We start from the raw sequence: 26,176 nt of genomic DNA, 5'->3' as shown, positions 1-26,176 counted from the left end.
CTGCCGAAAGGGAGAACCATGAAGTGTGCGGTCCTCGGCGACCCGATCGACCATTCGCTCTCGCCGGTCCTCCACCGGGCCGGCTACGCCGAGCTCGGCCTGACCGGATGGTCGTACGACGCCGTGCGGGTGCCCGCCGGGACGCTGGCCGACCAGTTGGCGCTCCTGAGCGAGGATCGTGCCCATGCGCTCGGGAGCGCGTGGCCACCGGGCGCATGGCGTGGGCTGTCGCTCACGATGCCGCTCAAGCGTGAGGCCGTGCCGCTGCTGGCCTCGATGTCGGCGCGCGGGCGCCTCGTCGGCGCGGTCAACACCCTGGTCCGCACGTCCTATGGCTGGGCCGGCGACAACACCGACCTTCCCGGGGCGGTCGCGGCCGTCCGTGAGCGCTCCTCGGCGAGGGTCATGCACGGTGTGGTCCTGGGCGCCGGCGCGACGGCGGCCTCGACCGGCCTGGCTCTGGTCGAGCTCGGCGCTCGTGACGTCACCCTGCTCGCCCGCGACGCCGACCGGGCCGCCGAGACCGTGGCGGTGATCGCCAGCCATCCCGCAGCGCCGACGGTGAGCGTGCAGCCGCTTGAGGCCAGGCCCGAGGCGGACATCCTCGTGTCGACGGTGCCTGTCGCCGCGCAGACCACGGATCTGGTGGCCCGCTGGCGCTCGGTGCCGGTCCTCTTCGACGTCGTCTACGACCCGTGGCCGACGCCGCTCGTCACCGGCGTCTCCGCGGCGTCCGGCGTCGTGGTCTCCGGGCTGGACCTGCTGGTCCACCAGGCGGCCCTCCAGTTCACGCTCTTCACCGGCCGGGATGCGCCGCTCGGCGCCATGCGGGCCGCGGGGGAGCAGGCGCTGGGGCTGACGCCCGCCGAGGCTGCGGGCGAGGACGGGCCGGCCGAGGCGGTCACCCCGGCATGAGCACGGGGCTGGTCGCGCTGCTGTGCGCGGTCGCGGCCGGCGTACTCGGTCTGCTCGTGCCGCCGGCCATCCGCCGGCTCCCCGAGCCGGCGCCGGAGTCGCTGGGTGACGTGCCGGAGGACGAGGGACCCAAGGAGCTGTACGCCGACCTGGGCCGCCTCCCCGGGCTGGCGTCCGTGGCGGCGCTCGTCTCGGCGGTGGTCGCCGGAGCGTGTGGTCTCCGACTCGGAACGGGCGCCGAGGGACGGCTGCTGTGGGTCCTCGTGCCGCTCGTGCCGGTGCTGGTCCTCCTCGCCGTCGTCGACGGGCGCACGCGGCTGCTGCCGCGCATCGTCGTCCTGCCGGCGACCGGGGCGCTGCTGGCGCTGCTGGTCGTCGAGTGGACGTTCACGCAGGAGACCCACGTGTTGGTGCGCGCGGTCGTCGCGATGCTCGTGGCGCGGTCGTTCTTCTGGGTGCTGTGGTTCGTCAAGCAGGCCGGGATGGGCTTCGGCGACGTCCGGCTCGCCGCGCTCGTCGGCCTCGTCCTGGGCCGGTTGGGGTGGAACGAGTGGCTCGTCGGCCTCTACGGCGGGCTCGTCGTGTTCGCGCTCTGGGGTGTGGGCCGCGCGCTGGTCAAGCGGTCGCGTGCTGCACTCAAGCAGGCCCTGCCCTACGGGCCGTTCATGATCCTCGGGCTCGTCCTCGGCGTTCTCGCCGGCTCGACCGTGGCACTCGTCGGCTGATCGGGCTTCGCCCCGAGGCTTCGGCATTCCCCCGCCATGGCGGCGCAGTGGCGGCGTCCGACCGGGTGGGGCGCCACCACTTCCCGCCATCGCGGGATCGTGCCCGACGGCGGCGATCCTCACCCGCCGGAGCTCGCGTCTCAGCGGCACGGACCGAGGCAGGGACACCGCGCGGAGGATGAAAGACTGGCCCCATGTTGCGTTGGCTCACTGCGGGCGAGTCCCACGGCCCGTCCCTGGTCGCGATCCTGGAGGGGCTTCCGGCCCATGTCCGTGTGACGAGCGAGGAGATCGGCGACGCGCTGGCGCGGCGCCGTCTCGGCTATGGGCGCGGCGCGCGGATGAAGTTCGAGCGTGACGAGATCACGATCATCGGAGGCCTGCGCCACGGCGAGACCCAGGGCGGACCGGTGGCGATTCAGATCGGCAACACCGAGTGGCCCAAGTGGGAGAAGGTGATGGCGGCCGACCCGGTCGACCCCGCCGAGCTCGAGGGGCAGGCGCGCAACGCGCCGTTGACGCGTCCGCGGCCCGGACACGCCGACCTGGTCGGCATGCAGAAGTACGACTTCGCCGACGCTCGCCCGATCCTCGAGCGCGCCTCGGCGCGCGAGACGGCCGCGCGGGTGGCCCTGGGCCGCGTCGCCCAGGCCTTCCTCGCCCAGACGGTGGGCGCGCAGGTGCTCTCCCACGTCATCGAGCTCGGCGGCGTACGCGTGCCGGCAGGCGTGCTCCCGCAGCCCGAGGATCTCGCCCGGGTCGACGACGACCCTGTCCGCTGCCTCGACGCCGACACGTCGAAGCTGATGGTCGAGCGGATCGACCAGGCCCACAAGGACGGCGACACGCTCGGCGGCGTCGTCGAGGTCGTCGTCCACGGCCTCCCGCCGGGCCTCGGGTCCCACGTGCACTGGGACCGGCGTCTCGACGCCCGGCTCGCCGGTGCGCTGATGGGCATCCAGGCGATCAAGGGCGTCGAGGTCGGCGACGGCTTCGAGCTGGCCGCCACGCCGGGGAGCCAGGCGCACGACGAGATCGTCCCGACCGACGAGGGCATCCGCCGGGTGAGTGGCCGTTCGGGCGGCACCGAGGGTGGCATGACCACCGGCGAGATCCTCCGCGTCCGTGCGGCGATGAAGCCGATCGCCACGGTCCCGCGGGCGCTGCGTACGGTCGACGTGGCCACCGGTGAGGCGGCCGTCGCCCACCACCAGCGCTCCGACGTCTGCGCCGTGCCGGCTGCCGGCGTCGTCGCGGAGGCGATGGTGGCACTCGTGCTGGCCGACGCCGTCCTGGAGAAGTTCGGCGGCGACTCGGTGGCCGAGACGAAGCGCAACGCCGAGTCCTACCTCGACACGCTCCGGTTCACGTGATCCCACAGGTGGGTGGCGCATGACCAAGCCGAAGGCCGTGCTCATCGGTCCGATGGGCGCGGGCAAGTCCACCGTCGGCCGTCTGCTGGCGGAGTCGCTGGCCGTGAGCCTGCGTGACACCGACGAGGACGTCGAGGCCGTGGCCGGCAAGTCCGTGCAGGACCTCTTCGTCGACGAGGGCGAGGCCCACTTCCGCCGGCTGGAGAAGGCCGCGGTCGCGGCGGCCGTCGCCGAGCACGACGGTGTCGTCTCCCTCGGCGGTGGCGCCGTACTCGACCCGGACACCCAGCGGCTCCTGCGCGGCCACGAGGTGGTCTTCCTGCGCGTCGGCCTGGCGGATGCGGTCAAGCGGGTCGGGCTCGGCAGCGGTCGCCCGCTCCTGCTCGGCAACGTGCGCGCGCGCGTGAAGCAGCTGCTCGAGGAGCGGGCTGCCATCTATGAGTCCGTCGCGACCATCGTCGTCGACACCGACGGCCGTACGCCCGAGGACGTCGCGGACGAGATCCGCGCCGCCGTCGCAGGGGAGAGGACCTGACACCATGGCCGAGAGCCAGCAGAGCCACACCGAGATCCACGTGGGCGGGGCGTCGCCGTACGACGTCGTGCTCGGCCGGGGCCTCGCCGAGAGACTGCCGTCGATCCTGGGCGAGCGGACCGAGCGGGTCGCGCTTCTGTACGCCGCCGAGCTCGCCGAGCAGGCGCAGCCGGTGCTCGACGCGCTGGTGCCCCACTACGACGTCCTCGGCCTCGGGCTGCCCGAGGGGGAGGACGCCAAGACCAGTGCCGTCGCCGAGGGCTGCTGGGACGCGCTGGGGGAGAAGGGCTTCACCCGCTCCGACGCGATCGTGACGTTCGGCGGCGGGGCGACCACCGACCTGGGCGGCTTCGTGGCCGCGACCTGGCTGCGTGGCGTCCGCGTCGTCCACGTCCCCACGACGCTGCTGGCGATGGTCGACGCCGCTGTCGGCGGCAAGACCGGCATCAACACCGCCGCCGGCAAGAACCTGGTCGGCGCCTTCCACGAGCCCGCCGGCGTGCTCTGCGACCTCGATCTGCTGCGCAGCCTGCCTCGTGAGGAGCTCGTCGCCGGCCTGGGCGAGGTCGTGAAGTGCGGCTTCATCGCCGATCCGGAGATCCTGCGGTTCGTCGAGTCGACCGACCCCGCGTCGCTCACCGCGGAGTCGCCCGTCCTGACCGAGCTGGTCGAGCGCGCTGTCCGCGTCAAGGTCGACGTCGTCGTCGCGGACCTCAAGGAGACCGGCGGTGCCGACGGGCACCCGGGCCGGGAGATCCTCAACTATGGCCACACCCTCGGCCACGCCGTGGAGAAGCACTCGGGCTACGCCATCCGCCATGGCGAGGCCGTGGCCGTGGGCTGCGTCTACGCCGCCGAGCTCGCGCGCCTGGCCGGGCTCCTGCCCGACGAGGTCGCGGCCCGGCACCGCGAGGCGTTCGCGCGCGTCGGGCTCCCGGTCAGCGTCTCCGGTGCCGGCGCCGAGGCCGGCTTCGACGACCTGATCGGCGCGATGCGCGTGGACAAGAAGGCCCGCGGCTCCCAGTTGCGCTTCCTCGTCCTGACCGGCGTCGCCGAGCCGATGATCCTGGCCGGTCCCGACGAGGCGCTGCTGCGTGCGGCGTTCGAGGCGGTGGCATGATGGCGGCGCGCTCGGACCTGCGGCGGGTGCTCGTGCTGAACGGCCCAAACCTCGGCCGGCTCGGCAGGCGGCAGCCGGAGATCTACGGCACCACCACCCACGACGAGCTGTCGGCGCTGTGCGTCGAGTGGGGGCTCGGTCTCGGGCTCGACGTGGAGGTCCGGCAGACCAACCACGAGGGTGTCATGGTCGACTGGCTCAACGGCGCCGCCGACGACGAGACGCCGGTCGTCCTCAATGCCGCGGCCTGGACGCACTACTCCTACGCCGTCTATGACGCCTGCGCCCAGCTGACGGCGCCTCTCGTCGAGGTCCATCTCAGCGATCCGATGGCCCGACCCGAGGAGTGGCGTCACCACTCGGTGGTGACGCCGCACGCGGCCGCGGTCGTCGCCGGCCGGGGTGTGGACGGATACCGCGAAGCACTGGAGACCATCGCCGCGGCCTGACGGCAGGGATCCTCCCGGCCCTGCCGCGCGATTCGGCCTGCGGCGGCTCCCGCGAGGACACGGCCCGATTTTCTGCTCGGTGTTGCTGCGCCGATAGACTCCATCGCTGGCGCCCGTGCGCCGTACGACCACTTGACAACCTGCACCGCAGGAACAGACGACACACCGACGAACGAAGGCTGGCTCGCACGCGATGGCAACGACGAACGACCTCAAGAACGGCATGGTGCTCAACCTCGACGGCCAGCTCTGGCAGGTCGTCGAGTTCCAGCACGTGAAGCCCGGCAAGGGCCCGGCCTTCGTCCGCACCAAGCTGAAGAACGTCGAGTCGGGCAAGAACGTCGACAAGACGTTCAACGCCGGCACCAAGGTCGAGACCGCGACCGTGGACAAGCGCACGATGCAGTACCTCTACAACGACGGCACCAACTACGTCTTCATGGACGTGCAGACCTACGACCAGATCGAGGTCTCGCCGGAGATCGTCGGTGACGCCGCGAACTTCATGCTCGAGAACACCGAGGCGATCGTCGCGACGAACGAGGGTCGCGTCCTCTTCATCGAGCTCCCTCCGTCGGTCGAGCTCACGATCACCTACACCGAGCCGGGCGTCGTGGGCGACTCCGCCACCGGTCGCACCAAGCCCGCGACCCTCGAGACCGGTGCGGAGATCCAGGTCCCGCTCTTCATCGAGCAGGGCGAGAAGATCAAGGTCGACACCCGTGAGGGCGGCTCCTACCTCAGCCGCGTGAAGGGCTGACGCCGCCTGATGGCTGACCGCACCCAGCGCCAAGGGACGGGGACGGCCCGGACCAAGGCACGCAAGCGCGCGCTCGACCTGCTCTTCGCGTCCGAGGCGCGTGGCATCGCCGCCGGCGAGCTGCTCGACCAGCAGCTCGCCGAGGGCGAGGTCCCCAACAACCCCTACACCGTCACGCTCGTGCGCGGTGTCGAGCGCGAGCGAACGCGCATCGACGAGCTGCTGGCGAGGTACGCCCAGGGCTGGACCCTCGAGCGGATGCCCGCGGTGGACCGCAACGTGCTGAGGCTCGGGGTGTGGGAGATCCTCTATGCGCCCGACGTCCCTGACGAGGTGGCGGTCAGCGAGGCGCTCGCCCTCGTGCGGGAGCTCTCCACCGACGAGTCGCCGACGTTCGTCAACGGCGTCCTCGGCGCCATCCAGCGCGACCGCGACTCGCTCGCCTGACCTTCCGCTGCTGTCCGGCCGGCCCCTGATGCGCTCACGTCGCGGGCCGACCGGGCGGCGCGTGCGCCGGTCGGTGTCCTCGGCCCTCAGCCGGATTCGGCATACTGGGCCCGAACGCGTCCCTGCTCGGAGGAGACACGCATGACCCAAACACCCGGCGCCGCAGGACAGCACGACCCGCTCACCGCGCCGCTCGACGAGGCCGGCGAGCCGATCGTCAGCCCTCCGGCGAGCCACGCTGACCACGAGTACGCCGGTCCGCCGGCCCCACCGGTGGCGCCTCCGCCGGGACCGCCGCCGACGTCACAGGTCGCGCCGCCGCCCGTCCCGCCCGCGCCGCCTACGCGGCAGCCCGAGCCGGGCTGGGGCCAGAAGCCCCCGGAGGAGCACACCCACCCGAACGGCGTCCCGGTCCTCGCGCCGCCTCCGGCGCAGACCCCGAGCTCGGCCGTCTCGCCCGCGCCGCCCCTCGAGGACGCCTCCTTCCAGGCGGGACAGCCCGAGGGCGACGTACGCCGCTTCATGACGGCGACGGACTTTCTGGAGCGACGCGCGGACTCCGTGGGGCACGGCCCGGCGACGTGGGGCTGGCGGGGCGCCGTACGCCGGATGTCGGGTGGCCTCATCAAGCCGGCGATGGGCCGCAAGGAGCTCGCCTACGAGCAGGACCGCGCCGCGATCCAGCGCGACTTCGACGGCCCGCGGACCATCGTCTTCATCAACCCGAAGGGCGGAGCGGCGAAGACCACCGGCGTGCTCGCAGCGGGCTATACCTTCGGGACGGTCCGCGGTGGCGGGGTCGTGGCGTGGGACAACAACGAGACGCGCGGAACGCTCGGCATCCGGGGGACGCGGAGCAACCACCGCAACACGACCCGCGAGCTGCTCGACGACCTGGGCCGCTTCTCCGACGTCTACCAGAGCCGGATCGGCGACCTTGGCGCGTTCGTCCGCAGCCAGGGGGACGCCCACTTCGACGTGCTCGCCTCCGACGAGCGCCCGGACGTGACCGGCCAGATCCATGCCGACGACTTCACCGCGGTCCACCAGCTGCTCGAGCGCTTCTACCGGATCATCCTCGTCGACACCGGCAACAACATGCGGGCCGAGAACTGGCTCGCCGCCGCCGAGGCGGCCGACCTGCTGGTGGTCACGAGCACGGTGCGCGAGGACACCGGCTACAGCGGGCTGTGGATGCTCGACGCCCTGCAGGAGTCCGGCTACGCCAACCTGAAGTACAAGACCGTGACGGTCCTGTCCGACCCCTCGCCCAAGGTCGACGACAAGCTGGCCCAGGACCTCGTCGACGTCTACCAGCAGCGCACCCGAGGGGTCCACCGGGTGCCGTTCGACCCGATCCTGGTCGGCGGCTCGTCGGTGCAGTACGCCCAGCTCTCCAGGGACACCCGGATGTCGTGGCTCAAGGCCTGTGCGGGGATGGCCCAGGCGCTGTGAGGCGGTGTGCGCGCCCGAGGGCTCGGGACCGGTCGGTAACGTCGTTCGCATGCGCGCTGTCGTCTACACCGAGACCGGTCCGTCCTCCGTCCTGACGCTCGTCGAGCGCGACACCCCCGTGCCCGGGCCCGGTGAGCTCCGGGTGCGACTGATGCGCGCCGGCGTCAACCCGACGGACCATAAGCAGCGGGCCGGAGGCACCTACGCCGCGCTGCCCTATCCCGAGATCACGCCCGGCCAGGACGGTGCGGGTGAGGTCGACGCCGTCGGCGACGGCGTGGAGGGGTACGCCGCCGGCGACCGCGTCTGGGTGATGCTCGCCCAGCACGGTCGTCCGTTCGGCACCGCCGCGGAATATGTCGTGGTGCCGGTCGACCGGGTGTTCCGGCTGCCCGAGGGGGCGTCGTACGACCTGGGGGCGAGTCTCGGCGTGCCCGCGATCACCGCCCACCGCGCGCTCACCTCGGGGGAGTCGGTGAGCCGGCTCGCGCCCGGGGCGCTCACGGGTCAGACGGTGCTCGTGCACGGCGGCGCGGGCGCGGTCGGCAACGCCGCGGTCCAGCTGGCGAGCTGGGCCGGAGCCACGGTCGTCGCGACGGTGAGCAGCGACGAGAAGGCCGCGCTGGCGGTCGCGGCCGGGGCCGCGCAGACGGTCAACTACACGGTCGGTGACCCGGTCGCCGAGGTCAGGGCGCTGGCGCCCGACGGGGTGGACCTCGTCGTTGACGTCGCGCCGGCCCAGAACAACGACCTCGACCGTGAGGTCACGAGGGTCCGCGGCACGATCGCGATCTACGCCAACAACGGTGGCGACGAGCTGACGATGCCGCTGCGGGCGACGTTCTCGAAGAACCTCCGCTACCAGTTCATCCTGCTCTACACGCTCGGCGAGGACCTCCTCCGCGCCGCGGCCGAGGACGTGAGCGCCGCCGTCGCCGCCGGTGCCCTGCGCGTCGGTGAGGACGCAGGCGTGCCGCTCCACCACTTCCCGATCGAGCGGGCTGCCGACGCCCACCAGGCGGTCGAGGACGGTGCTGTCGGCAAGGTGCTGCTCGACCTGGCCTGAGCGGCGCTCGGTGTCGCGGTTCGGCGCTGACCGTCGGACGACGGTAGGGTGACGCCGTCCGACATCCTTTAACGAGCCGTCCCGTGAGGCGGAGAAGGAGGTCCGGCTCGCATGACAGACGCGAGCTCCGCCGCGCGTGCAGCGACCGACGAGCCCAGTGCGGCCCCAGGCCCCGGTGAGCAGGGTCGGGTCGTCCTCGACGCGAACGACATCGCCCGGGCGCTGACCCGCATCGCGCACGAGATCCTCGAGCGCAACAAGGGCGCCGAGGACCTGCTGCTGCTCGGGCTGCACACCCGTGGCGTCCCGCTGGCCCGCCGGATCGCGGCCCGCATCGAGGAGGTCGAAGGTACGCCGGTCGTCACCGGGTCCCTCGACGTGACGATGTACCGCGACGACCTGCGCTCCCACCCGACGCGCACTCCGCACCGCACCGAGCTGCCGGCCACCGGGCTCGACGGCAAGACCGTGGTGCTGGTCGACGACGTGCTCTACTCCGGCCGCACCATCCGGGCGGCGCTCGATGCGCTCTCCGACCTCGGCCGGCCCGCCGTCGTACGCCTGGCCGTGCTGGTCGACCGCGGTCACCGCGAGCTGCCGATCCGCGCCGACCACGTCGGCAAGAACCTCCCGACGGCCCGCAGCGAGCGTGTCCGGCTCCGCCTCGAGGAGACCGACGGCATCGACGAGGTCCGGATCATCGACGTGGAAGGACCGACAGCGTGACCCGCCACCTGCTCTCCATCGACGACGTCACCGCCGAGGAGATCCAGCAGCTCTTCGAGACCGCCGCCGAGATGCACGACGTGCAGCGGCGTGAGGTCAAGAAGCTGCCGGCCCTGCGCGGCCGCACCGTGATCAACCTCTTCTTCGAGGACTCCACCCGCACCCGGTCGAGCTTCGAGATCGCCGGCAAGTGGCTCTCCGCCGACGTCATCAACCTCTCCGCGAAGGGGTCGTCGGCGTCGAAGGGCGAGAGCCTGCGCGACACGGTCCTCACCGTGACCGCGATGGGCGTCGACGGCCTCGTCATCCGCCACTCCGCCTCTGGCGCCGCGCACCAGGTGGCGCAGTGGGTGGACGTCCCGGTCGTCAACGCGGGCGACGGGATGCACGAGCACCCCACCCAGGCGCTGCTCGACGCCTACACGCTGCAGCGTCACTTCGGCGCGGGGAGTGTCGAGCGTGGTGCGCTGGAGGGCCGGCGGATCGCCATCGTCGGCGACCTCACCCACAGCCGGGTGTTCCGCAGCAACGTCAAGAGTCTCGCGAAGCTCGGTGCGGAGGTGGTCGCCGTCGCGCCGCCGACGCTTATGCCATCGGGCGTGGGGGAGTGGGCCAAGGCGGACGGCTTCGCGACGTCGTACGACCTCGACGAGGTCCTGCCCGAGGTCGACGGGGTCATGATGCTGCGTGTCCAGCGCGAGCGGATGAGCGGGGGCTACTTCCCCAGCCCGCGGGAGTACACCGTCGGCTACGGCCTCACGCGCGACCGTCTCCGCCGGCTCGACGAGGGTGTGCCGATCCTCCACCCGGGGCCGATGAACCGCGGGCTGGAGATCTCCGCTGACGCCGCCGACGCGGTGGGCTCGGTCGTGCTGGACCAGGTCTCCGCAGGCGTCGCCATCCGCATGTCCGTGCTCTACCACCTGCTCGCCGGGGAGGAGACGCTGTGAGTGTCTTGATCAAGGGTGCCTCGCTCCTCGGGGGTGAGAAGGCCGACCTGTACGTCGAGGACGGGCTGATCCGCGAGGTCGGCTCCCTCGGGGCGAAGACCGGTGCCGACCGGGTCGTCGACGCCGACGGGCTCGTGGCGCTGCCCGGGCTCGTCGACCTTCACACCCACCTGCGTGAGCCCGGCCGCGAGGACGCGGAGACCGTCCTCACCGGCTCGCAGGCCGCGGCGGTCGGCGGGTACACCGCCGTCCTGGCCATGGCGAACACCAACCCGGTCACCGACACCGCGGAGGCGGCGCTCGGCGTGTGGGAGGCGGGCCGCGAGACCGGTCTCGTCGACGTCGCGCCGGTCGGCGCGGTGACGAAGGGCCTCCGCGGCGAGGAGCTCGCCGAGCTCGGGCTGATGGCACGCTCGCGCGCACGGGTCCGGGTCTTCTCCGACGACGGCCGCTGCGTCGCCGACCCGCGGGTGATGCGGCGGGCGCTGGAATACGTCAAGACGTTCGGCGGTGTCATCAGCCAGCACAGCCAGGATCCGGCGCTGGCGCCGTACGGCAGTGCCTGCTGCCACGAGGGCGAGCTCTCCGGGCGGCTCGGTCTGCCCGGCTGGCCGGGCGTCGCCGAGGAGGTCATCGTCGCCCGCGACGTGATGCTCGCTCGGCACACCGGCTCTCGCGTCCACGTCGCCCACGTCTCCACCGCCGGCTCGGTCGAGGTGCTTCGCTGGGCCAAGGCCCAGGCCGAGAAGGACGGGTCCTGGGAGGTGACCGCCGAGGTCACGCCCCACCACCTGCTGCTGACGACGGACCTGCTGGCGGGCTACGACCCGACGTACAAGGTCAACCCGCCGCTGCGTCCCGCCGAGGACGTCGAGGCGCTCCGCCAGGCGCTCGCCGACGGCACGATCGACGCCGTCGCGACCGACCATGCCCCGCACGCGCGCCACGACAAGGAGCACGCCTTCGTCGACGCGGCCTTCGGGATGCTCGGCCTGGAGACCGCACTGTCCGTCGTGACGACGGTCATGGTGGAGTCGGGTCTCCTCGACTGGGCCGGTGTCGCGCGGGTGATGTCGACCAATCCGGCGCGCATTGCCGGTCTCGAGGGTCACGGCCGCGCGCTCGCCACCGGGTCGCCGGCCAACCTCGTGCTGGTCGACCCCGCTGCCCAGGTCGTGGTCGACAAGGACGCCTCGCTCTCGCTCTCGCGCAACAACCCGTGGCACGGCCGCAAGCTCACCGGGGCCGTGGTCGCCAGCTTCCTGCGCGGCACCCCGACCGTCCTGGACGGCGCGCTGCTCTGACTGAGTTGTCAGACACGCCTCCAAGGTGCCGGCGGCTGCACATTCGACCGGCCTGCCCGCTGTGCCAAGGGTGGTACGGAACGCCGAAGGACTGTCGGTGGGCTCTGCAAGGATGCGGCGTATGAGCGAGGAGGACACGACCGGGTACGGGCCGTTCGCCTATCTCTCTACACCCAACGCCGGCCTCTACCGGCGGGTGATGCGGGCGCTGCTGGCCGAGAAGGAGCGCTTCACCGTCCACGTGCGCCCGGAGCAGGTCTATGCCGCGCTGTGCCGTGACGGCGGTGAGCCGGTCACCCAGGATGCCGTCCGCAGCGCGATGGAGAGCCTCGCGGCGCCGGGCTGGGGCAACCTGCTCGCCTTTCCCGACTCCTCACGGGTGACTGCCCTGGAGGACTTCTACCGTCGCCGCATGCTTTATCAGCTCTCCCGCGCGGGCGAGGCCGCCGAGCGCGCGCTGGGGCAGTACGACGCCGCGCTCGGCACCCGGGGTGCCTTGCAGTCGGTCGCGCTGGCCGACATCGTCACCTTGCTCACCTCCCTTCGCGACCATGCGGCAGCGCACACGGGCGGCCGTCCGGTCGACGAGGCGGTGATCCATTCCGATCTGCGATCGCTGCGCGAGCGGTTCAGCGAGCTGGCCGAGAACGCCGTGGCGTTCATGGGGTCGATCCAGCGCACGATCGACCTGCACGACGCCGACGTCGAGGCGTTCCTAGCGCAGGATGCTAGTCTGAATGCAGTGCATGCAGGAGGTAACCAGCGTCGGGAGGCGGTGGCGCGATGGCGATGATGACGGTGCGGAACCTCTCGCCCGAGGTGCAGGCGAAGCTGAAGCGGCGTGCCGCGGCCCACGGGCGGTCGATGGAGGCCGAGGCGCGGTCGATTCTCGAGGCGGCGGTCACGGAGGACGAGGAGCCGTTCGACCTCCTAGGGTCCTTCCTTTCGCTCGGTGCCGAGATCGGGTTGACCGACGACGAGGCGGCAGAGCTGATCACCGACAGGACAGCGTCGATGCCTCGGGCCATCGATCTCTGAGCCGCTCGTGAATGAGCCTCTGACGTGATCATCATCGACACCAACGTCGTCTCCGAGCTGCTCAAGGAGCGACCAGACGGCCATGTTCTGGCGTGGCGGCAGAGCGTCTCGCCGGGAGAGACATGGTTGACGGCGATCACGCGGGGCGAGATCCGCTACGGGATCGCGAGGCTTCCGGTGGGGAGGCGCCGTTCGCGGATCGACCGGGCCGCCACGCGGCAGCTGGAGCTGGCGGCCGAGCGCACGCTGGCCTACCACGTTCGCGCAGCGGACGTCTATGGAGATGTTGTCGCGGAGCGGGAGCGCAGCGGGCGTCCGATCTCCCACCAGGACGCCCAGATCGCAGCGATCGCGCGGGTGCATCGAGCTGCGGTCGCGACCAGGAACGTGTCGGACTTCGAGAACACGGGCATCCGCGTCATCAACCCGTTCGACCCGAGCGCGTGGTGACCATCGCGATGAGACCGGCAGCAGGGGGCGAGGACATCGCGGTCGGTCGATGCCGTCCGCTGCGGGGCTCCGTATGGTCGGAGACGCCATGAGTGGCGACCGAGTGGTGCTGGAGCGGCTGCTAGGCGGGCCGGATGTGGCCTGGCTGCTCCAGCGGGTGCGTCGACGGATCGTCGGCGCGTGCGACGACGCGCTTGCGGGTGACGACGCGCTTGCGGGTGTGGTGACGCTGGAGACGCCCACCCCCGAGCAGCGAGCGGCCATCACGCGGCTTGTCGGACCGCCGCGGCGGGCGTCGTCGTTGCGGGTGGATCTGGCGACGGTGGAGGCCGTTCTCCGTCGCGGTCCGTGGCCACCGGGCCTTGCCGACGCGGTCGAGACCCTGACCGGTCCGGTCGTCGACAGACAAGCGTCGCGGCGACAGGAGGCCGCGGCGTGGAACGCCGCCCGCGACGTCCTCGCGCCGGTCGCGGAGCGGCACGGCGTCGCTGGCTGGTGGACATCCTGGTGTGCTGCGGGTGGGCTCAAGCGGGCGGCGAGAGCCGAGGCGTCACGACGCGGCAGCGACCCGTCTCCGCAGCTTGCGGCGGAGCTGGTCGGGCTGCTCGCGGAGGTGCTCAGTGCGCTTCCGGCAGACGAGGAGCCACTCGCCGTGCTTGCGCGTCGCGTGATCGGAGACGCGCACGCACTCGACGCAGACCGCGCGCTCGGTCGGATGGCCCAGGCGATCGTGGGTGTCGCCTTCGCCTCGTCCGGGGAGGCCACCGTGGATCAACCGAGCTTGCCGGCTCGCGATCTGTGGGCAGCCGCCGGTGTCGCACTCTCCGCCGTCTCCTCGTCAGTGATCTGCCTCGGCGTCCCCGGCCGGTCGCAGGAGGAGGTCGAGGACCGGCGGGCGACGGCGACGGCGACCACGTTGGAGGCGATGCGCGCCGCTCGGATGCCGGTCATCCTCACCCTCGACCAGGTGCGCTCCGGCGGGATCGCGCCGTTGGCTGGGGACGCGGTCGTCCACGTCTGCGAGAACCCGACGGTGATCGAGGTGGTCGCCGACCGGTGGGGTCGAGCGGAAGAGGCGTCAGGACCGGTCCTCGTCTGCAGCTATGGTCAGGCGAGTGCAGCGGTGGTCGCGCTGCTGCGCATCCTCACTGGTGCCGGAGCCTCCTGCCGCTACCACGGAGACTTCGACTGGGGCGGGCTGCGCATCGCCACGGCGCTTGCGCGACAGGTGCCCTGGACCCCGTGGCGCTTCACCGCGGCCGACTATCTCGCAGCACTCTCCTCCGGCCACCCGTCACACAGGCTCACCGGCGTGCCCGCCGAGTCCCGTTGGGACCCCGCGCTCGCCGATGCGATGGCGACGGCCGGCGAGGTCGTCGAGGAAGAGGCGGTCGCAGATCTTCTGGCCAGGGATCTGCTCGGCTCCGCGACGTGATCTGACGAACAGGTCCGAGGGCCGTGCCGACTGCAGTCACGACCGCCGCCGCTGATAGGGTCGGGCCCGAACCGAACATCCTTTAACCACCGTCCCGTGAGGCGGAGAAGGAGGCCCGGGTGCACAGTCGTGCCGCCACCACCCCAGCGTTGCTCGTCCTTGAGGACGGCCGCTCCTTCCGCGGTGAGTCATTCGGCGCCGAAGGCGAGACCTTCGGCGAAGCGGTCTTCTCCACCGGCATGACCGGCTACCAGGAGACTCTCACCGACCCCAGCTACCACAAGCAGGTCGTCGTCATGACCGCGCCGCACGTCGGCAACACCGGCATCAACGATGAGGACCCCGAGTCGCGCCGGATCTGGGTCGCCGGGTACGTCGTCCGCGACCCCGCCCGCGTGCCGAGCAGCTGGCGCTCGCAGCGCTCGCTGGACGACGAGCTGCGCGCGCAGGGGATCGTCGGCATCTCCGGCGTCGACACCCGCGCGCTCACCCGTCACCTGCGCGAGCGCGGCGCGATGCGCGTCGGCATCTCCACGGTCGAGTCCGACCCCGAGGCCCTGCTCGCCAAGGTCCGCGCCAGCGCCGAGATGAGCGGTGCCGAGCTCGCCGACGAGGTGACGACGACCGAGGCCTACGTCGTGCCGGCCCAGGGGGAGAAGCGGTTCACCGTCGCCGCGCTCGACCTCGGCATCAAGGAGATGACGCCCGAGCGGATGGCCGAGCGCGGCATCGAGGTGCACGTGCTCCCCGCGACGGCGACGCTCGCGGAGGTGCAGGCCGTCGCGCCCGATGGCCTCTTCTACTCCAACGGTCCGGGTGACCCGGCTGCCACCACCCACCAGATCGAGGTGCTCCAAGAAGCACTGGGCGCCGGCCTTCCCTACTTCGGGATCTGCTTCGGCAACCAGCTCTTCGGTCGCGCGCTCGGCTTCGGCACCTACAAGCTGAAGTACGGCCACCGGGGCATCAACCAGCCGGTCAAGGACCTCACCACCGGCAAGGTCGAGGTCACGGCGCACAACCACGGCTTCGCCGTCGACGCACCGACCGACCGGCCGACGCAGACGCCGTACGGCGTCGCGTCCGTCTCCCACGTCAACCTCAACGACAACTGCGTCGAGGGCCTCGAGCTCAAGACCGAGGACGGCCGGCTCAAGGGCTTCTCCGTCCAGTACCACCCGGAGGCCGCGGCCGGACCGCACGATGCGGCCTACCTCTTCGACCGGTTCGTTTCTCTGATGGCGGGGGATCTCTGACATGCCGAAGCGTGAAGACATCAAGTCGGTCCTCGTCATCGGCTCCGGCCCGATCGTCATCGGCCAGGCCTGCGAGTTCGACTACTCCGGCACCCAGGCCTGCCGGGTGCTGAAGGAGGAGGGCCTCCGGGTCGTCCTCGTCAACTCCAACCCGGCCACGATCATGACCGATCCGGAGTTCGCCGACGCGACCTACGTCGAGCCGATCACCCCGGAGTTCGTCGAGAAGGTCATCGCCAAGGAGCGCCCCGACGCCCTCCTCGCGACCCTCGGCGGCCAGACCGCGCTCAACTGCGCGGTCGCCCTGGACGCGAACGGCGTCCTGGAGAAGTACGGCGTCGAGCTGATCGGCGCGAGCATCGACGCGATCGAGCGGGGTGAGAACCGCGAGCAGTTCAAGAAGATCGTCGAGGAGCTCGGCGGCGAGTCCGCCCGCTCGGTGATCTGCCACTCGGTGGACGACCTGCTCGCCGCGGCCGACGAGCTCGGCTACCCGATGGTGGTGCGCCCCTCCTTCACCATGGGCGGTGCCGGCTCCGGGATGGCGTACGACGAGGCCGACCTGCGCCGCATCGGCGGTACCGGCCTCGCGGCGAGCCCCACCACCGAGGTGCTCCTGGAGGAGTCGATCCTCGGCTGGAAGGAGTACGAGCTCGAGGTCATGCGCGACCGGGCCGACAACTCCGTCATCGTCTGTTCCATCGAGAACCTCGACCCGATGGGCGTCCACACCGGTGACTCGATCACGGTCGCGCCGGCGATGACGCTGACCGACCGCGAGTACCAGAAGCTCCGCGATCTCGCGATCGGCATCATCCGCGCGGTCGGCGTCGACACCGGCGGCTGCAACATCCAGTACGCCGTCAACCCCGCCGACGGCCGGATCATCGTCATCGAGATGAACCCCCGCGTCTCGCGCTCCTCGGCGCTGGCGTCGAAGGCCACCGGCTTCCCGATCGCGAAGATCGCGGCGAAGGTCGCCATCGGCTACACCCTCGACGAGATCCAGAACGACATCACCCAGGAGACCCCGGCGTCCTTCGAGCCGACGCTCGACTACGTCGTCGTCAAGGTCCCGCGGTTCGCCTTCGAGAAGTTCCCGGGTGCCGACACCACCCTCACGACCCACATGAAGTCGGTCGGCGAGGCGATGGCGATCGGCCGCAACTTCACCGAGGCGCTGCAGAAGGCGCTGCGCTCACTGGAGCGGCCGGACGCGGTCTTCGACTGGCATCAGGAGCAGGTCGAGCTCGACAAGGCTGCCCTGCTCGAGGAGATCTCGATCCCGACCGACGGTCGGCTGAAGAAGGTCATGGACGCGATCCGGGCCGGCGCGAGTGCGGAGGAGATCTTCGAGAGCACGAAGATCGACCCCTGGTTCATCGACCAGCTCTTCCTCATCAACGAGATCGCCGGCGAGATCATCGCGGCGCCCGAGCTGACCCCACAGATCCTCCGGCTCGCCAAGCGGCACGGCTTCTCCGACGTCCAGATCGGCAAGATGCGCGGCATGACGGCCGACGTCGTCCGCGGGGTGCGGCATGCGCTCGGCATCCGGCCGGTCTACAAGACCGTCGACACCTGTGCGGCCGAGTTCGCGGCGAAGACGCCCTACCACTACTCCTCCTACGACGAGGAGACCGAGGTGGCGCCGCGCGAGCGGGCGGCGGTCATCATCCTCGGCAGCGGGCCGAACCGGATCGGCCAGGGCATCGAGTTCGACTACTCGTGCGTCCACGCCTCGCAGGCGCTCGCCGAGGCCGGCTACGAGACCATCATGGTCAACTGCAACCCCGAGACCGTCTCGACCGACTACGACACCTCCGACCGGCTCTACTTCGAGCCGCTCACCCTCGAGGACGTGCTCGAGGTCGTCCACGCCGAGCAGCAGGCCGGCCCGGTCGTCGGCGTCGTCTGCCAGCTCGGCGGTCAGACGCCCCTGGGGCTCGCCCAGGCGCTGAAGGACAACGGCGTGCCGATCGTCGGCACCAGCCCCGAGGCGATCAACCTGGCCGAGGAGCGCGGGGCGTTCGGTCGCGTGCTCGCCGAGGCGGGCCTGACCGCGCCGAAGCACGGCATGGCCACCACCTTCGTCGAGGCCCGGGCGGTCGCGGCCGAGATCGGCTACCCGGTCCTGGTCCGCCCGTCCTACGTCCTCGGTGGACGCGGCATGCAGATCGTGTACGACGACGAGGCGCTGCGCGCCTATATCGAGGCCGCCACGCTCATCAGCCCGGACCGACCGGTGCTCGTCGACAAGTTCGTCGACGACGCCGTCGAGATCGACGTCGATGCGTTGTACGACGGCCAGGAGCTCTTCCTCGGCGGCGTGATGGAGCACATCGAGGAGGCCGGGATCCATTCCGGCGACAGCTCGTGCGCTCTGCCGCCGATCACGCTCGGAGCGGCTGAGATCGAGCGGATCCGCACCGCGACCGAGGCGATCGCCCGGGGCGTCGGCGTCCACGGTCTGATCAACATCCAGTTCGCGCTGGGCTCCGACGTGCTCTACGTCCTCGAGGCCAACCCGCGTGCCTCCCGCACCGTCCCGTTCGTCTCCAAGGCGACCGCGACGCCGCTCGCGAAGGCAGCCGCGCGGTTGATGCTGGGCGAGTCGATCGCGGAGCTCCGGGCCGCCGGCGTACTCCCGGCGAGCGGGGACGGCGGGTCGCTCCCGCCGGAGCAGCCGATCGCGGTGAAGGAGGCGGTCATGCCGTTCAACCGCTTCCGGACGCCGGAGGGCCACCAGGTCGACACGGTCCTCGGCCCGGAGATGAAGTCGACCGGTGAGGTCATGGGCCTCGACGCCGACTTCGGCCGTGCGTTCGCCAAGAGCCAGGCCGGCGCGTTCGGCCCGCTCCCGCTGGCATCGAAGGACGGGGGCAGCCGGATCTTCGTGTCCATGGCCAACCGCGACAAGCGCACGATGATCTTCCCGATCAAGGTCCTCGCGGACTACGGCTTCGAGATCCTCGCGACCCAGGGCACGGCCGAGGTGCTGCGCCGCAACGGCGTACCGTCGACGGTCGTGCGCAAGCACTCCGAGGGCGCCGGTCCGGAAGGGGAGAAGACGACCGTCCAGATGATCCTGGACGGCGAGGTCGACCTCGTCATCAACACTCCGAACGGATCCTCGAGCGGCAAGAGCGCCCGCATCGACGGCTACGAGATCCGGACCGCCGCGGTGATGGCCAACATCGCCTCGGTCACCACGGTCCAGGGACTCGGCGCCGCGGTGCAGGCGATCGAGGCGCAGGGCCGCGGCGACATCGGTGTGCGGAGCCTGCAGGAGTGGGCGGCGCTGGTCGGCCACAACGCCGGCTCCCCGGCCGCGGAGCCGGCGGCGGAGACGGCCCCGGCGGGCTCGGGAACGGCGCAGTGAGGCCCTACCGGACCCTCTTCGACCAGTTCCTGGTGCGCTCCGACCCCGAGCGCGCCCACCACCAGGCGTTCGCGGCGATCCGCGCGGCGCGGCCCGTGCTGGCGCGCTGGGGCGTCCCGGGGGCGCCGGTCCAGGCGATGGGGCTCACGTTCCCCAACCTGCTCGGGCTGGCCGCCGGGTTCGATAAGAATGCCGTCGGCATCGACGCGCTCGCGGGTCTCGGCTTCGGCCACGTCGAGGTCGGCACGGTCACCGGGGAGCCGCAGCCCGGCAACCCCGCGCCGCGGCTCTTCCGGCTGCCGGTCGACCGGGCGATCGTCAACCGGATGGGCTTCAACAACGACGGCGCCGAGGTGGTCGCCCACCGGTTGGCCGCGCGTGCCAGGAAACGGCGCGAGTCGGCGTCGCTGGACGCCGCCTCGGCGCGAAGGTCCGTCCTCGGGATCAACATCGGCAAGACCAAGGTGGTGCCCGAGGACGACCAGTCGGCGGTACACGCCGACTACGCCAAGTCGACCCGCCTGCTGGCGCCGTACGCCGACTACCTGGTCGTCAACGTGAGCAGCCCCAACACGCCGGGACTGCGCTCGCTGCAGTCGGTGGAGAAGCTCCGGCCGCTGCTGGAGCACGTGCGCGCGACGGCCGACTCGGTGACGCGGTCCCGCGTCCCCCTGCTGGTCAAGATCGCGCCGGACCTCGCTGACGAGGACGTCCTGGCGGTCGCCGACATGGCCCTCGCCATCGGGCTCGACGGGATCATCGCCACGAACACCACGATCGCGCGGGACGGGCTGCGCAGCCACCCGCACGACGTGGCGGAGATCGGCGCCGGCGGACTCTCGGGCGCTCCGCTCGCCGCGCGTGCGCTCGAGGTGATGCGGCTCCTCAAGGGGCGCGTCGGCGACCGGCTGACGCTCGTCGGCGTCGGCGGGATCACCACGGTCGAGGACGCACGTGCGCGGCTCGAGGCGGGCGCCGACCTGCTGCAGGGCTACAGCGCGTTCATCTACGAGGGTCCGCTGTGGCCGCGCCGGATCGCGGCGGGCGTCGCCGCGGCCCAGACCGGTGGGGGAGAGTGACCGGATGAGCTTCGGAGCACGCTACGTCGCGGCGCTGGCCGAGCGCGGCCACCTGTGCGCGGGGATCGACCCGCACGCCGGCCTGATCCAGGCGTGGGGCCTCGACGACACCCCGGCGGGGCTGGAGCGCTTCGCGCTGACGGCCGTCGAGGGGCTGGCGCCGCACGTCCCACTGATCAAGCCGCAGTCCGCGTTCTACGAGCGGCACGGCAGCAGGGGCGTCGCCGTCTTGGAGCGGGTCATCGCCGAGTCGCGGGCGGCCGGCGCTCTCGTCCTGCTCGATGTGAAGCGTGGCGACATCGGCTCGACCAGCCAGGCGTACGCCGATGCCTATCTCGATCCTGCGAGCCCGCTCGCCGCGGACGCGGTGACGGTGAGCCCCTACCTGGGCTTCGGCTCGCTCCAGCCGTTCGTCGACACGGCGACGAAGCACGACGCCGGGCTCTTCGTCCTCGCGTTCACCTCCAACAAGGAGGGCGCCGAGGTGCAGCACGCCACCGCGGCCGGCGGCGGGACCATCGGCGGTCTCATGCTCGACCACCTGCGGCAGCTCGACGCCGGCGCCGCGCCGCTGGGCTCGTTCGGTGCGGTCATCGGTGCCACCATCGGGGCGGTGCACGATCCGGACGCGGGACTCGACTACGACTTCAACGGGCCGATCCTGGCGCCGGGCTACGGTGCGCAGGGCGGCACCCCCGACGACCTCGCCCGCATCTTCGGCCCCGCCGCGCGCCACGTGGCGGCGAGCTCGAGCCGGGGACTGCTCCAGGCGGGTCCCTCGACCACGGCCCTGCGCGACGCCGCCCTCGCCGCGCGCGAGGAGCTGGCGGCGCTGGCCTGACAGGTCCTGCCGAGCGCTGTTCTGCGAGCAGGTACCGTGTCCGCCGTGCTGAGCCCGGACCGCCGCTGTGACGACCGACGGGACCACCGTCGGGACCACCGAGGAGAGCAGACCCCGGAGCGCGGCCGCCGAGGCGCGATCGCTCGCTGCGCGGCGGCCGTCGTCGGCGTACTCCTGGTGGCGCCGCTGACCGCGTCGTGCGGAGGAAGCTCCACCGACGCCTACTGCGACGCGGTGAAGGGCCACCAGAAGGAGCTCACCGACCTCTTCTCGGCGCCGGGTGACGGGGCGGTGCTCAAGGCGCTGCCGGCGTTGCGGGACCTGCGCGATGCCGCGCCGTCCGACATCCGGGCCGACTGGAACCAGCTCGTGGGCGCGCTCGGTGACCTGCAGAGCGCGCTCGACGCCGCGGACGTCGCGCCCGGCGACTACGCCGCCGGGAAGCCGCCGGCGGGGCTGACGGCCGCGGAGCGGGCGCGGATCACCGCGGCGGCCAACGAGGTGAGCGGAGCGCAGGAGGCCTCCGCGCACGTGTTGCAGGAGGTCCGCGACGTCTGTCACACCCCGCTGACCCTCTGACCGTGTTCCGCGTACGACGCCGCCGGAGCGACGACTCGGGGAGTGCCCCGGCGATTGCTGCTGTCACCGCTTGTGACTAGATTGTCGCGGGCGTGACGCCGTGGCGTCGATGCCGTGTCGGACATCCGTCCGGTCGGTGTCAGGCGCAGGCCGGACAGGCGTCCGGCCGGTGTCAGCGCGCGGCTTCACAAGATTGCGCCGACCCGTCCGGGCGGCGTCGTGGCGAAAGGTTCGTTCGTGGCTCTGCCCCCGCTCACCCCTGAACAGCGACAGGCGGCTCTGGAGAAGGCGGCCGCGTCCCGTCGGGAGCGAGCCGAGGTGAAGAACCGCCTGAAGAACTCCGGTGCCTCGATCGTCGAGGTCATCGAGGAGGGTCAGGCCAACGAGGCCGTCGGCAAGATGAAGGTGATCGACCTCCTGCAGGCCATGCCGGGTCTCGGCAAGGTCCGCGCGAGCCAGCTCATGGAGCGGCTCGGCATCGCCGAGGGCCGCCGGGTCCGGGGCCTCGGCGCGAAGCAGATCGCCGCGCTGGCCGAGGAGTTCGGCAGCAAGTGAGCGAGGCCTCCAGCGACACCGCCGTGGATGCCGTCGCAGAGGACGCCGCACGGCGGCCGCGCCTGACGGTGCTGGCCGGGCCGACGGCCGTCGGCAAGGGGACGGTGTCCGCCGCCGTACGCGAGGACCATCCGGAGGTCTTCCTCTCGGTCTCGGCGACGACCCGTCCGCCGCGACCGGGGGAGCAGGACGGCGTGCAGTACCTGTTCGTCTCCGACGAGGAGTTCGACCGGATGATCGCCGAGGACGAGCTGCTCGAGTGGGCGACCGTCCACCAGGTCGCGCGCTACGGCACGCCGCGCCGGCCGGTCGAGGAGGCCCTCGCCGCGGGCCGGCCGGCGCTGCTCGAGATCGACCTGCAGGGTGCGCGCCAGGTGCGCGAGACGCTCCGCGCGATCGGGTGGGCCGACGCGGTCTTCGTGTTCCTCGCGCCGCCCTCCTGGGAGGAGCTCGTACGACGCCTGGTCGGTCGTGGGACCGAGACCGAGGCCGAGCGGGAACGGCGGCTGGAGACGGCCCGCGTCGAGCTCGCCGCGGAGCCCGAGTTCGACGTGACGATCGTCAACCGCGAAGTTCATCAGGCTGCGGATGAGTTGGTAACCTTGATGACGCTCGGCACCCCGAGCGGCCGCTCCCTCGGACGCGGCGACACAGACGACCAGTGAGGCTGAACGTGGCTGCCCCCGAAATCGACGCCCAGGGCGTGACCAACCCCTCCATCGACGACCTGCTCACGAAGACCGACAGCAAGTACAAGCTGGTGCTCTACAGCGCCAAGCGCGCGCGTCAGATCAACGCCTACTACTCCCAGCTCGGCGAGGGTCTGCTGGAGTACGTCGGCCCGCTCGTCGACACCCACGTTCAGGAGAAGCCTCTCTCGATCGCGCTCCGCGAGATCAACGAGGACCTCCTGACCTGTGAGGACATCGACCCCGCCGAGGTCGCCGCGGAGACCGCGGAGTCCGCGGCCGCCGCCGCGGCCGAGTGACCCAGCCACTCGAGGACCTGCGCTGACCACCAGCTCCGACCGGGCCGCTTCCCCGATGGGGGAGCGGCCTCGCGTCGTTCTCGGCGTCTCGGGCGGGATCGCGGCCTACAAGGCGGCCGAGCTGCTGCGGCGCTTCGCCGAGTCGGGGCACGACGTCACCGTCGTGCCGACCGCGGCCGCGCTGGAGTTCGTCGGCGCGCCCACGTGGAGCGCGCTGTCCGGCAAGCCGGTCTCACCCTCGACGTGGGACCACGTCGAGGAGGTGCCGCACGTCCGGATCGGCCAGCAGGCCGATCTCGTCGTGGTGGCGCCGGCGACCGCGGACCTGCTCGCCAAGGCCGCCCACGGTCTCGCCGACGACCTGCTGACCAACACGCTCCTGACGGCGCGCTGCCCGGTCGTCTTCGCCCCGGCCATGCACACCGAGATGTGGGAGCACCCCGCCACGCAGGACAACGTCGCCACCCTGCGCCGTCGCGGTGCGCTCGTGATCGAGCCGGCCGAGGGCCGGCTCACGGGGAAGGACACCGGCAAGGGCAGGTTCCCCGAGCCGGCGGAGATCTTCGAATACGCCCGCTCGGTGCTCGCCGGCGGCGGACGGACCGATCTCGCGGGTCGCCGGGTCGTGGTCTCCGCGGGAGGCACCCGGGAGTATCTCGACCCGGTCCGCTTCCTCGGCAACCGCTCGTCGGGTCTGCAGGGCTATGCCCTGGCGCGCGCGGCGGCGGCCCGCGGGGCGGAGGTGACCTTGGTGGCCGCCAACGTGACGCTGCCGGACCCCGCGGGGGTCAAGATCGTCCGGGTCGAGACGACGGCCGAGCTTCGGGACGCCGTCGTCACCGCGGCGTCCGGTGCCGATGCGGTGGTGATGGCGGCCGCGCCCGCAGACTTCCGGCCGACCTCGGTCAGCGACGCCAAGATCAAGAAGGCGACCGACGGCTCGGCGCCGAGCATCGAGCTCACGCAGAACCCGGACATCCTCCACGAGATCAGCCACCACCGGTCCCGTCCCAACTCGGTCATCGTCGGCTTCGCCGCCGAGACCGGCGACGAGACCGGCTCGGTGCTCGAGCTCGCGCGGGCCAAGCTGGCGCGCAAGGGCTGCGACCTGCTCGTCGTCAACGACGTCAGCGGAGGTGCGGTGTTCGGGAGCCCGGTCAACGAAGCCATCATCCTCGGCAAGGACGGCTCCGCCATCGACGTGCCGGCCGGTGCGAAGTCCGCGCTGGCGGAGGTCATCTGGGACCAGGTCGCCGCGAGACTCGGTCACTAGACTCGCCGTACGCCCCTGTCCGTCCCCGATATGGGGGCTGCCACAATGAGACCGCGGTCCCGCCACCCGGGCCCGCCGCTAGGCTTTGTCGACCAGAGTGCTGGTGAATCAGCCGAACCACCCTGAACGGAGTTTCCCCGTGACCGGACGTCTCTTCACGTCGGAGTCGGTGACCGAGGGTCACCCGGACAAGATCGCCGACCAGATCAGCGACACCGTCCTGGACTACCTCCTCGAGCACGACCCCAAGAGCCGGGTCGCGGTGGAGACGCTGCTGACCACCGGCCTGGTCGTGGTCGCCGGCGAGGTCACCACGGAGGCCTACGCGCCGGTCGCCCAGCTCGTCCGTGACAAGATCCTCGAGATCGGCTACGACAGCTCCGAGAAGGGCTTCGACGGCAGCAGCTGCGGTGTCCAGGTGGCCATCGGTGCCCAGTCCGCCGACATCGCGCAGGGCGTCGACGACGCCTACGAGGACCGTGTCGAGGCCTCGATCGACGAGCTCGACCGACAGGGTGCGGGTGACCAGGGCCTGATGTTCGGCTACGCCTGCGACGACACCCCGGAGCTCTTCCCGCTCCCGATCAAGATCGCCCAGTCGCTCGCCGAGCGGCTCTCGCAGGTCCGCAAGGACGGGACGCTGCCCTACCTGCGCCCCGACGGCAAGACGCAGGTCACGATCGAGTACGACAACGACAACCGCGCGGTCCGCGTCGACGCGATCGTGCTGTCCACGCAGCACGCCGAGGACATCGACCTCGAGAAGACCCTGCAGCCCGACATCAAGAAGCACGTCATCGAGCCGGTCCTGGAGCAGTTCAAGGACGTCGTCCCCTCCGAGGGCTACAAGCTCTACATCAACCCGACCGGCCGGTTCGTCGTCGGCGGCCCGATGGGTGACGCCGGGCTCACCGGTCGCAAGATCATCGTCGACACCTACGGCGGCATGGCGCGGCACGGCGGCGGTGCCTTCTCCGGCAAGGACCCGTCGAAGGTCGACCGCTCGGCGGCGTACGCCATGCGCTGGGTCGCGAAGAACGTCGTCGCGGCCGGCCTGGCTCGACGCTGCGAGGCGCAGGTCGCCTACGCGATCGGCAAGGCCGCCCCGGTCGGCGTCTTCATCGAGACCTTCGGGACCGAGACCGTGCCGGTGGAGACCATCCAGAAGGCCGTCCTCGAGGTCTTCGACCTCCGCCCGGCGGCGATCATCCGCGACCTCGACCTGCTGCGTCCGATCTATGCCAAGACGGCGGCGTACGGCCACTTCGGTCGTGAGCTCCCCGAGTTCACCTGGGAGCGGACCGACCGCGCCGAGGCGCTGAAGGCAGCTGCCGGCGCCTGACGTCCTCGCCGAGTCGTTCACCTCCGGCCGGGTCGGCGTACATGCAGCATCTCCGTCGGCTCGACGAGCCGCCCACCCCCGGCCACACGGAGGAGGACCTCCTCGGCCTGGTCTCGGGGGCGCTCCACCGGGC

Annotated in this window: 27 protein-coding genes; all 27 read left to right on the top strand. The window is 71.6% G+C overall.

Annotation, left to right across the window (positions count from 1 at the left end; genetic code table 11):
* The first annotated feature begins 18 nt into the window (after positions 1–18).
* The 27 genes from AB3X52_RS13655 to metK all read left to right on the top strand — a co-directional run bounded on the left by AB3X52_RS13655 (position 19) and on the right by metK (position 26,043).
* Positions 19–915: a shikimate dehydrogenase gene (locus AB3X52_RS13655; protein WP_367994640.1), complete on the top strand. Its 897-nt coding sequence runs from the start codon at positions 19–21 to the stop codon at positions 913–915.
* On the top strand, positions 912–1,640 hold the full coding sequence (locus AB3X52_RS13650) for a prepilin peptidase (RefSeq protein ID WP_367994639.1): 729 nt from the start codon (positions 912–914) through the stop codon (positions 1,638–1,640). The genes AB3X52_RS13655 and AB3X52_RS13650 overlap by 4 nt, the downstream gene beginning before the upstream one ends.
* A gap of 194 nt (positions 1,641–1,834) precedes the next feature.
* Complete coding sequence (gene aroC, locus AB3X52_RS13645) at positions 1,835–3,013, top strand: chorismate synthase (protein WP_367994638.1); 1,179 nt, start codon at positions 1,835–1,837, stop codon at positions 3,011–3,013.
* A gap of 19 nt (positions 3,014–3,032) precedes the next feature.
* Positions 3,033–3,548 (top strand): shikimate kinase, encoded by a 516-nt coding sequence (locus AB3X52_RS13640; RefSeq protein WP_367994637.1) that lies wholly within the window; start codon positions 3,033–3,035, stop codon positions 3,546–3,548.
* 4 nt (positions 3,549–3,552) lie between these two features.
* On the top strand, positions 3,553–4,668 hold the full coding sequence (gene aroB, locus AB3X52_RS13635) for a 3-dehydroquinate synthase (RefSeq protein ID WP_367994636.1): 1,116 nt from the start codon (positions 3,553–3,555) through the stop codon (positions 4,666–4,668).
* Positions 4,668–5,117, top strand: a complete 450-nt coding sequence (locus AB3X52_RS13630; protein ID WP_367994635.1) for a type II 3-dehydroquinate dehydratase — start codon at positions 4,668–4,670, stop codon at positions 5,115–5,117. Before aroB ends, AB3X52_RS13630 begins: the two co-directional genes overlap by 1 nt.
* A gap of 193 nt (positions 5,118–5,310) precedes the next feature.
* On the top strand, positions 5,311–5,877 hold the full coding sequence (efp, locus tag AB3X52_RS13625) for an elongation factor P (protein WP_367994634.1): 567 nt from the start codon (positions 5,311–5,313) through the stop codon (positions 5,875–5,877).
* A 9-nt stretch (positions 5,878–5,886) separates the two neighbouring features.
* Entirely contained in the window at positions 5,887–6,324 is a 438-nt protein-coding gene (gene nusB, locus AB3X52_RS13620; RefSeq protein WP_367994633.1) for a transcription antitermination factor NusB, read from the top strand.
* Positions 6,325–6,465: 141 nt separating this feature from the next.
* Positions 6,466–7,779, top strand: a complete 1,314-nt coding sequence (locus AB3X52_RS13615) for a MinD/ParA family ATP-binding protein (RefSeq protein WP_367994632.1) — start codon at positions 6,466–6,468, stop codon at positions 7,777–7,779.
* A gap of 49 nt (positions 7,780–7,828) precedes the next feature.
* Positions 7,829–8,845, top strand: coding sequence for an NADPH:quinone reductase (locus AB3X52_RS13610; RefSeq protein ID WP_367994631.1), 1,017 nt, complete (start codon positions 7,829–7,831; stop codon positions 8,843–8,845).
* 111 nt (positions 8,846–8,956) lie between these two features.
* Positions 8,957–9,571 carry a bifunctional pyr operon transcriptional regulator/uracil phosphoribosyltransferase PyrR gene (gene pyrR, locus AB3X52_RS13605; protein WP_367994630.1) on the top strand — a complete coding sequence of 205 codons (615 nt, stop codon included), beginning with the start codon at positions 8,957–8,959 and terminating at the stop codon, positions 9,569–9,571.
* Positions 9,568–10,521 carry an aspartate carbamoyltransferase catalytic subunit gene (locus AB3X52_RS13600; protein ID WP_367994629.1) on the top strand — a complete coding sequence of 318 codons (954 nt, stop codon included), beginning with the start codon at positions 9,568–9,570 and terminating at the stop codon, positions 10,519–10,521. The genes pyrR and AB3X52_RS13600 overlap by 4 nt, the downstream gene beginning before the upstream one ends.
* Complete coding sequence (locus AB3X52_RS13595; protein WP_367994628.1) at positions 10,518–11,825, top strand: dihydroorotase; 1,308 nt, start codon at positions 10,518–10,520, stop codon at positions 11,823–11,825. Before AB3X52_RS13600 ends, AB3X52_RS13595 begins: the two co-directional genes overlap by 4 nt.
* Before the next feature lie 121 nt (positions 11,826–11,946).
* On the top strand, positions 11,947–12,618 hold the full coding sequence (locus tag AB3X52_RS13590) for a DUF2397 family protein (RefSeq protein ID WP_367994627.1): 672 nt from the start codon (positions 11,947–11,949) through the stop codon (positions 12,616–12,618).
* Positions 12,609–12,863: a FitA-like ribbon-helix-helix domain-containing protein gene (locus tag AB3X52_RS13585; RefSeq protein WP_367994626.1), complete on the top strand. Its 255-nt coding sequence runs from the start codon at positions 12,609–12,611 to the stop codon at positions 12,861–12,863. The genes AB3X52_RS13590 and AB3X52_RS13585 overlap by 10 nt, the downstream gene beginning before the upstream one ends.
* Before the next feature lie 24 nt (positions 12,864–12,887).
* Complete coding sequence (locus tag AB3X52_RS13580) at positions 12,888–13,313, top strand: type II toxin-antitoxin system VapC family toxin (protein ID WP_367994625.1); 426 nt, start codon at positions 12,888–12,890, stop codon at positions 13,311–13,313.
* A gap of 88 nt (positions 13,314–13,401) precedes the next feature.
* Complete coding sequence (locus AB3X52_RS13575) at positions 13,402–14,748, top strand: TIGR02679 family protein (RefSeq protein WP_367994624.1); 1,347 nt, start codon at positions 13,402–13,404, stop codon at positions 14,746–14,748.
* A gap of 119 nt (positions 14,749–14,867) precedes the next feature.
* Positions 14,868–16,004, top strand: a complete 1,137-nt coding sequence (carA, locus tag AB3X52_RS13570; RefSeq protein WP_367994623.1) for a glutamine-hydrolyzing carbamoyl-phosphate synthase small subunit — start codon at positions 14,868–14,870, stop codon at positions 16,002–16,004.
* 1 nt (position 16,005) lies between these two features.
* A complete protein-coding gene (carB, locus tag AB3X52_RS13565; RefSeq protein WP_367994622.1) occupies positions 16,006–19,386 on the top strand; it encodes a carbamoyl-phosphate synthase large subunit in 3,381 nt (1,126 codons plus the stop codon).
* On the top strand, positions 19,383–20,465 hold the full coding sequence (locus AB3X52_RS13560; protein ID WP_367994621.1) for a quinone-dependent dihydroorotate dehydrogenase: 1,083 nt from the start codon (positions 19,383–19,385) through the stop codon (positions 20,463–20,465). The genes carB and AB3X52_RS13560 overlap by 4 nt, the downstream gene beginning before the upstream one ends.
* A 4-nt stretch (positions 20,466–20,469) precedes the next feature.
* On the top strand, positions 20,470–21,306 hold the full coding sequence (gene pyrF / locus AB3X52_RS13555; protein ID WP_367994620.1) for an orotidine-5'-phosphate decarboxylase: 837 nt from the start codon (positions 20,470–20,472) through the stop codon (positions 21,304–21,306).
* Positions 21,307–21,351: 45 nt separating this feature from the next.
* Positions 21,352–21,885 (top strand): hypothetical protein, encoded by a 534-nt coding sequence (locus AB3X52_RS13550; protein WP_367994619.1) that lies wholly within the window; start codon positions 21,352–21,354, stop codon positions 21,883–21,885.
* 237 nt (positions 21,886–22,122) lie between these two features.
* Positions 22,123–22,440: an integration host factor, actinobacterial type gene (gene mihF / locus AB3X52_RS13545; RefSeq protein WP_367994618.1), complete on the top strand. Its 318-nt coding sequence runs from the start codon at positions 22,123–22,125 to the stop codon at positions 22,438–22,440.
* On the top strand, positions 22,437–23,105 hold the full coding sequence (gene gmk / locus AB3X52_RS13540; protein WP_437440552.1) for a guanylate kinase: 669 nt from the start codon (positions 22,437–22,439) through the stop codon (positions 23,103–23,105). The genes mihF and gmk overlap by 4 nt, the downstream gene beginning before the upstream one ends.
* A gap of 8 nt (positions 23,106–23,113) precedes the next feature.
* Positions 23,114–23,428, top strand: coding sequence for a DNA-directed RNA polymerase subunit omega (gene rpoZ, locus AB3X52_RS13535; RefSeq protein ID WP_367994617.1), 315 nt, complete (start codon positions 23,114–23,116; stop codon positions 23,426–23,428).
* Between the two features lie 55 nt (positions 23,429–23,483).
* Entirely contained in the window at positions 23,484–24,701 is a 1,218-nt protein-coding gene (gene coaBC / locus AB3X52_RS13530) for a bifunctional phosphopantothenoylcysteine decarboxylase/phosphopantothenate--cysteine ligase CoaBC (RefSeq protein ID WP_367994616.1), read from the top strand.
* Positions 24,702–24,840: 139 nt separating this feature from the next.
* On the top strand, positions 24,841–26,043 hold the full coding sequence (gene metK, locus AB3X52_RS13525; RefSeq protein ID WP_367994615.1) for a methionine adenosyltransferase: 1,203 nt from the start codon (positions 24,841–24,843) through the stop codon (positions 26,041–26,043).
* Positions 26,044–26,176: the final 133 nt, after the last annotated feature.

Source organism: Nocardioides eburneus (genome assembly GCF_040838215.1).
Classification (GTDB): domain Bacteria; phylum Actinomycetota; class Actinomycetes; order Propionibacteriales; family Nocardioidaceae; genus Nocardioides; species Nocardioides eburneus.
Note: the sequence above shows the minus strand (reverse complement) of the source record. Positions and strands in the feature narration are given on the sequence as shown.

Bases quoted from the DNA above. Each gene is read 5' to 3' on its own strand.
- AB3X52_RS13655 (WP_367994640.1), top strand. From the start codon at position 19: ATGAAGTGTGCGGTCCTCGGCGACCCGATCGACCATTCGCTCTCGCCG.
- AB3X52_RS13650 (WP_367994639.1), top strand. From the start codon at position 912: ATGAGCACGGGGCTGGTCGCGCTGCTGTGCGCGGTCGCGGCCGGCGTA.
- aroC (WP_367994638.1), top strand. From the start codon at position 1,835: ATGTTGCGTTGGCTCACTGCGGGCGAGTCCCACGGCCCGTCCCTGGTC.
- AB3X52_RS13640 (WP_367994637.1), top strand. From the start codon at position 3,033: ATGACCAAGCCGAAGGCCGTGCTCATCGGTCCGATGGGCGCGGGCAAG.
- aroB (WP_367994636.1), top strand. From the start codon at position 3,553: ATGGCCGAGAGCCAGCAGAGCCACACCGAGATCCACGTGGGCGGGGCG.
- AB3X52_RS13630 (WP_367994635.1), top strand. From the start codon at position 4,668: ATGGCGGCGCGCTCGGACCTGCGGCGGGTGCTCGTGCTGAACGGCCCA.
- efp (WP_367994634.1), top strand. From the start codon at position 5,311: ATGGCAACGACGAACGACCTCAAGAACGGCATGGTGCTCAACCTCGAC.
- nusB (WP_367994633.1), top strand. From the start codon at position 5,887: ATGGCTGACCGCACCCAGCGCCAAGGGACGGGGACGGCCCGGACCAAG.
- AB3X52_RS13615 (WP_367994632.1), top strand. From the start codon at position 6,466: ATGACCCAAACACCCGGCGCCGCAGGACAGCACGACCCGCTCACCGCG.
- AB3X52_RS13610 (WP_367994631.1), top strand. From the start codon at position 7,829: ATGCGCGCTGTCGTCTACACCGAGACCGGTCCGTCCTCCGTCCTGACG.
- pyrR (WP_367994630.1), top strand. From the start codon at position 8,957: ATGACAGACGCGAGCTCCGCCGCGCGTGCAGCGACCGACGAGCCCAGT.
- AB3X52_RS13590 (WP_367994627.1), top strand. From the start codon at position 11,947: ATGAGCGAGGAGGACACGACCGGGTACGGGCCGTTCGCCTATCTCTCT.
- AB3X52_RS13585 (WP_367994626.1), top strand. From the start codon at position 12,609: ATGGCGATGATGACGGTGCGGAACCTCTCGCCCGAGGTGCAGGCGAAG.
- AB3X52_RS13575 (WP_367994624.1), top strand. From the start codon at position 13,402: ATGAGTGGCGACCGAGTGGTGCTGGAGCGGCTGCTAGGCGGGCCGGAT.
- carB (WP_367994622.1), top strand. From the start codon at position 16,006: ATGCCGAAGCGTGAAGACATCAAGTCGGTCCTCGTCATCGGCTCCGGC.
- pyrF (WP_367994620.1), top strand. From the start codon at position 20,470: ATGAGCTTCGGAGCACGCTACGTCGCGGCGCTGGCCGAGCGCGGCCAC.
- coaBC (WP_367994616.1), top strand. From the start codon at position 23,484: ATGGGGGAGCGGCCTCGCGTCGTTCTCGGCGTCTCGGGCGGGATCGCG.